Raw genomic sequence first — 5,481 nt, forward strand, 5'->3', positions numbered from 1 at the left:
CGTGCCGGGCGAACCACGAACGGGCCACCACCTGCGCGGACTTGAGCCGTACCAGGGCGTCGGCCATGACCGGCGCGACGGCCGGTGCGAGGTACGGCAGCAGGAGCGACGCGTAGTTCCCCGGCTTGGCGCGCGCCATCGACAGGGCGGCCGGCAGGGCCGACAGGCCGTACGTGGCGACGATCGGACGCAGGTAGTCATGGCCGCCGTACAGGTCGGTGGGCCGCCACCGCTCCAGCCACGGCGTGAGCAAGTCGGCTGGGCCTTGGATCAGCAGGCGGCCCGCGTACCACAGGCCGGAGCGGTCGTCGCCGAGGACCCGCTTCGCCTCCGACTCCCAGTTCGTCGTGTCGGGGTACGTCCAGTCGGCCATCTCCGTCCGCGCCCAGCGCTCCTGCTCGCCGGCGCGCCACGCCAGCTGCGGCGCGTCGTCCGCCGTGAGGCCCGCGAGCACGCGCGGCTTGCGGACGGTGCGCTTGCGCGTCCACGGCGGCGACACCAGCAAAGCCGGCAGCGACTCCGGCGCGGCATCGGGGACGCGCTCCCGGGCGCCGTCCAGCGAGCCGACCAACTCGGCGGTGGCGGAGTCGAGTCGGGCGAGCAGCTCGGGCAGCTGGGGCCGGTGCAGCAGCACGTGGGTGTTGAGGAGCTGCCGCGCGGCCGTCGCGTTCTTGCCCTCCCTGCGCGCCGCTTCGGCGAGCAGCCGAGTGGCGCGGACGGGGTAGCGCTGCATGGCCTCCTGGAGCGCGGGCCGCGCGTGCTTGTCGTCGATGCGGGCGAGCAGGATGCGGAACGCGTCGTCGGTGGGGAACTGCGCCACGGCCGCCGTCATGGCGCGCACGTTGTCGGAGCCGTAGACGATGTCGACCGCCTCGCCGAGGAGCGGCACGCACGCCGTACCGACGGTGTCGGCGAGCGTGGCGACGAGCGCCACCGACCAATTGGGCCACATGTTCCTGGAGTAGGGGCTGAGGCGCTCCACCTGCCCGGGATCGTCGAGCGAGCGGAGCAGCATCGGCCGCAGGAGTCGCGCGTCGTCGCCGTAGCCGGGCTCGTCGGCGACGCAGTCGTCGGCCCAGCCGGGTGTGCCGGGGGCGAGATAGGCGGCGACGGCACGCCGGCGCGGGGTGGTGCGGACCGTCGCGAGGACGGCGACGACGTCCTCGTACGTCTCCTGGTCCGTGACGGAGAGCAGCTCCCGCACACGGTCCGTCGGTCGCCCCGTCAGGTGCAGCGGGAAGGCGCCGTTCGGCCCGACGAACCGCAGGCGCGGATCCGTCCGGCCGGGGTAGGCGTGGCTCCACGCCGCCTCGACCTCGACGGCTTCCACGACCGCGCGTGCGGCGAACACGAGCCCGTGCTGGGCGACCCACGCGTCGGTGAACAGCGCCGTGTCCATACCGGCCACCCGGCCGCCCGGCAGCAGGCTCGTGACCGCGACGGCCCCGAGCGCGTCGGCCTCCCCGGCGAGGTAGGCGCGCGCGGCGCAGACCAGTTGGGGGTCGGAGTGCCGGGACGCCAGGGCCAGCTCGATCCACTCCCGGTTCTCCGTGATGTGCTGCTCCGCCGTGGCCAGGGCATCCGGCGCCGGCGCCGTCACGGCGCGCACCGTCCTCCCGCGGCGCGGGTCGACCAGCTTCGTCCATGCGGCGGGCATGACGAAGGCGTCCTCGTCCGGAAGCTCCGGAAGCCCGACGGGCTCGGGCTCCGGCACGACCTGCGGTGCCGGTGCGGTCGTCGCGCCGGCCTCGGCCTGCGGTGCCGGTGCGGCCGCCGCGCCGACCTCCGCGTAGCCCTTGCGCTCCTTCTCCGCGACCAGCTTCTCGAGCTGCGTCCGCGCAGCGTCGGGGCCGCCCAGCTCCTTCACCTGGAGGCGCCCCTCCGAGCCGATGCGGCCGTAGCGCACGCGCACCGACGCGCCCTCGACCTCCGCCTCCCAGAACTTCGCGGACCCGTCCCCGACGAACTCCCAGCGCCGCACAGCCCCTCCTACGCCCTTCATGGCCCCACCGGCCCACCCGGTGATCATCGAGAGGAACGCTAGCGGTACCCACTGACAATCAGGACCGGCACCGTCCCAGGTCAGCGCGGGGGTGCGAGGTACCGGCGGCCCGGTATCTGCTCGAAGATCAGGTTGGTCCGCGTCTGGGCCACCGCCGGGTGCGTGGTCAGGTGGTCGACGACGAAGTCGCGCAGCGCCTCCGGCCCGGCCACGCCGACGTGCAGCAGGTAGTCGTCGGAGCCGGCCATGTGGAAGACGGCGAGGACGCCGGGCAGGTCGGGCGCGGTGTTGCGGAAGCTCTCGTTCTGCTCGCGCGTGTGGGCGCGCAGGCGCACCGAGATCATCGCCTGGAGCGGCAGCCCGATCGCCGCCGGGTCGACCTCGGCGCGGAAGGCGCGGATGATGCCGCGCTCCTGGAGCGCCCGGACCCGGGCCAGGCAGGTGGAGGGGGCGATGCCCACGGCCTCGGCCAGGGCGTTGTTCGGGATGCGGGCGTTGTCGGCCAGGGCACGGATGATCGCCCGGTCCAGGTCGTCGACGGGGCTCCGGGCGGCGGTCCGGGCGGCCTGCGGATTGTTCGGCATACCCGCCAGGATCGCAGCCGTCTCCGAAGATTCGCAAACATGATCTGGTTCCGACCGAATTTCCTGCGGAGGAGCTTCTCAAAGGCGCCGGGAAGTTCCATCCTTGGGCCCGCACCCCCACTCCTGCGATCCCTGGAGCGCCCCCGCATGAGCCCGTCCGCGACCGCCACGTTCACCGCCGTCGACCCCGGCCCCGAGCTGGACGCCGGCGAGTTCGTGCTCCCCGCGGGCGGCCTGGACGAGGCGCAGCGCCAGCAGGCGCTCGACACGGTGGACGAGTACCTGTCGCGCAAGCGCAAGCACCTGGTCGGCTACCAGGCCACCCAGGACATGCAGGGCACCGCGCTGGACCTGGCCCGGTTCATGCCGAACAACATCAACAACCTCGGCGACCCGTTCCAGAGCGGCGGCTACAAGCCCAACACCAAGGTCGTCGAGCGGGCCGTGCTCGACTACTACGCGCGGCTGTGGAACGCGCAGCGCCCGCACGACCCCGCCGACCCCGAGTCGTACTGGGGCTACATGCTGTCCATGGGCTCGACCGAGGGCAACATGTACGCCCTCTGGAACGCCCGCGACTACCTGAGCGGCAAGGCGCTGATCCAGCCGCCGGCGGCCCCCTTCGACGCGCTGCGCTACGTCAGCGCCGCGCCCGACCGCGCCAACCCCAACGCGCACCGCCCGGTGGCGTTCTACTCCGAGGACACCCACTACTCCTTCGCCAAGGCGGTGTGCGTCCTCGGCGTCGAGACGTTCCACGCCGTCGGCACGGAGAAGTACGCGGACGAGTGCCCGCTGGTCGACCCGGTCACCGGGCGCCGCGAGTGGCCCACCGAGGTGCCCTCCAGGCCCGGCCCGTCCGGCCTCTCCTGGGACGGCACCGGCGAGATCGACGTCGACGCGCTCGCCGTCCTCGTCGAGTTCTTCGCGGCCAAGGGCCACCCCGTCTTCGTCAGCCTCAACCTCGGCAGCACCTTCAAGGGCGCCCACGACGACGTCCGCGCGGTGTGCGAGCGCCTGCTGCCGATCTTCGAGCGGCACGGACTCGTGCAGCGCGAGGTCGTCTACGGCACCGACCCGGCCACCGGGGAGCCCCTGGTCGACGTGCGCCGCGGCTTCTGGATCCACGTCGACGGCGCACTCGGCGCCGGCTACGCGCCGTTCATGCGGCTCGCCGCGACCGACCAGGCGTACGGCTGGACGCCCGAGGTCGAGCTGCCCGAGTTCGACTTCGGCCTGACCCTGCCCACCGCGGAGCACGGCGACGTCGACATGGTCTCCTCGATCGCCATGAGCGGCCACAAGTGGCCCGGCGCGCCCTGGCCGTGCGGCATCTACATGACGAAGGTCAAGTACCAGATCTGCCCGCCGTCCCAGCCCGACTACATAGGCGCGCCGGACACCACCTTCGCCGGCTCCCGCAACGGCTTCTCCCCGCTGATCCTCTGGGACCACCTCTCCCGCCACTCCTACCAGGACCAGGTGGACCGCATCCGCCGCGCCCAGGAGCTCGCCGGCTACCTGGAGCGCCGCCTGCGCGCCCTCGACGCGGCCCTCGGCGTCGACCTCTGGACGGCCCGCACCCCGGGCGCCGTCACCGTGCGTTTCCGCAAGCCCAGCGCCGACCTGGTGGCGAAGTGGTCGCTGTCCTCGCAGGACGTCGTGATGGTCCCCGGCGACGAGTCCACCCGCCGCAGCTACGTGCACGTCTTCGTGATGCCCTCGGTCGACCGGGCCAAGCTGGACGCGCTCCTCGCCGAACTCGCCCACGACCCGGAGTACCGCGCGCACGCCGCCTGAGGACCCTGCTTGCGGCCGGACTCCCGCGATCCGGTACGGTCACGGCCTCACGTCTGTTCAATCCCGGTGACGGTCCGTGAGGACCGCCGCCGGGGGAGCGGTGAGGACCCACCCGCACCCTGCACCACACCCCTTAGGGAGCTTCCTCGTGCACCAACCCCTGCGCCGGAGCCTTCCGGCCGCACTCGCCGCACTCGGCATAGCCGTCGGCGTCCCGCTGCTCACCGCCGGCACCGCGCACGCCCAGGGCGAGCACGCCTGCGGCGACGTCAACGTGCTGTACTCGGTGGACGGCGGCAAGACCTGGAACGACGAGGGCCGGATGAAGCAGCCCCACGGCAGCGTCCAGGTCAAGCTCGTCGGCGACATCACCGAGGGCTGCGACTACGAGGTCTCGCTGGCCTCGTACGACACCGAGGGCCCCACCTGGGCCACCTCGGGCAAGCAGACCTTCCTTGGCTGGTCGACCACCACGCTCAACAGCGGCCACCGCCAGGCCACCCTGGACGTCAGCGCGCACCTGCCGAAGTGCTTCGGCCAGATCGACCTGTACAACAACGACCAGAAGTTCGACGGGGTCGCCAACCCGCTGCCGAAGTACCCGAACGGCGTCTTCCCGTACGACCTGATCACGGCCTGGAACGGCGGCAAGGCCTGCACGCCGACCCCGACGCCGACCGGCACGCCCACCAGCACGCCGACCGGCACGCCGACCTCGTCGGCCTCGCCCACGGCCACCGCGACCCCGGCCCCGACCGGGACGCCCACCTCCACCGCCACGGCGACGCCCACGGCCACCGCCACCGCGACGGCCACCGCGTCCCCGTCCACCAGCACCAAGCCGTCGGCCCCGGCCACCACCGGCACCCCGTCGGCCTCCCCGGCCGCGCCGGCGCCGTCGACCTCGGCCGACACCACCGACACCAGCGGCCCGGTCGGCAAGCCGACCGCCAAGCCGGTCTCGACCAAGCCCGCGCCGGTCCTGGCCAGCACGGGTGGCAACAGCAGCCAGATGATCGCCTACGGCGCCGGTGGCGCCGCGCTGCTCGCCGTCGGCGGCGGCGCGCTGGTGATCGCCCGCCGTCGCGGCTCGCG

Annotated in this window: 4 protein-coding genes; 2 read left to right on the top strand and 2 right to left on the bottom strand. The window is 73.1% G+C overall.

All coding sequences use genetic code 11. From position 1 onward, the window contains the following. The coding region (locus AB0O00_RS28110; protein ID WP_363656394.1) for a WGR domain-containing protein at positions 1-1,981 on the bottom strand (1,981 nt) is incomplete at its 3' end. Between the two features lie 101 nt (positions 1,982-2,082). Then, entirely contained in the window at positions 2,083-2,586 is a 504-nt protein-coding gene (locus AB0O00_RS28115; RefSeq protein WP_363656396.1) for an Lrp/AsnC family transcriptional regulator, read from the bottom strand. Positions 2,587-2,733: 147 nt separating this feature from the next. On the opposite strand from AB0O00_RS28115, the gene AB0O00_RS28120 reads away from it, so the two are divergent. Together AB0O00_RS28120 and AB0O00_RS28125 are read left to right on the top strand one after the other, a co-directional pair. Then, positions 2,734-4,386 carry a histidine decarboxylase gene (locus tag AB0O00_RS28120; protein WP_363656398.1) on the top strand — a complete coding sequence of 551 codons (1,653 nt, stop codon included), beginning with the start codon at positions 2,734-2,736 and terminating at the stop codon, positions 4,384-4,386. A gap of 148 nt (positions 4,387-4,534) precedes the next feature. Beyond that, positions 4,535-5,481: hypothetical protein (locus AB0O00_RS28125; RefSeq protein WP_363656400.1), on the top strand; the 947-nt coding region annotated here is incomplete at its 3' end.

Source organism: Kitasatospora sp. NPDC093558, from assembly GCF_040683475.1.
In the GTDB taxonomy this organism is placed as follows: domain Bacteria; phylum Actinomycetota; class Actinomycetes; order Streptomycetales; family Streptomycetaceae; genus Kitasatospora.

Coding starts and splice junctions, on each gene's coding strand:
- AB0O00_RS28115 (WP_363656396.1), bottom strand. CDS start 2,586: ATGCCGAACAATCCGCAGGCCGCCCGGACCGCCGCCCGGAGCCCCGTC.
- AB0O00_RS28120 (WP_363656398.1), top strand. CDS start 2,734: ATGAGCCCGTCCGCGACCGCCACGTTCACCGCCGTCGACCCCGGCCCC.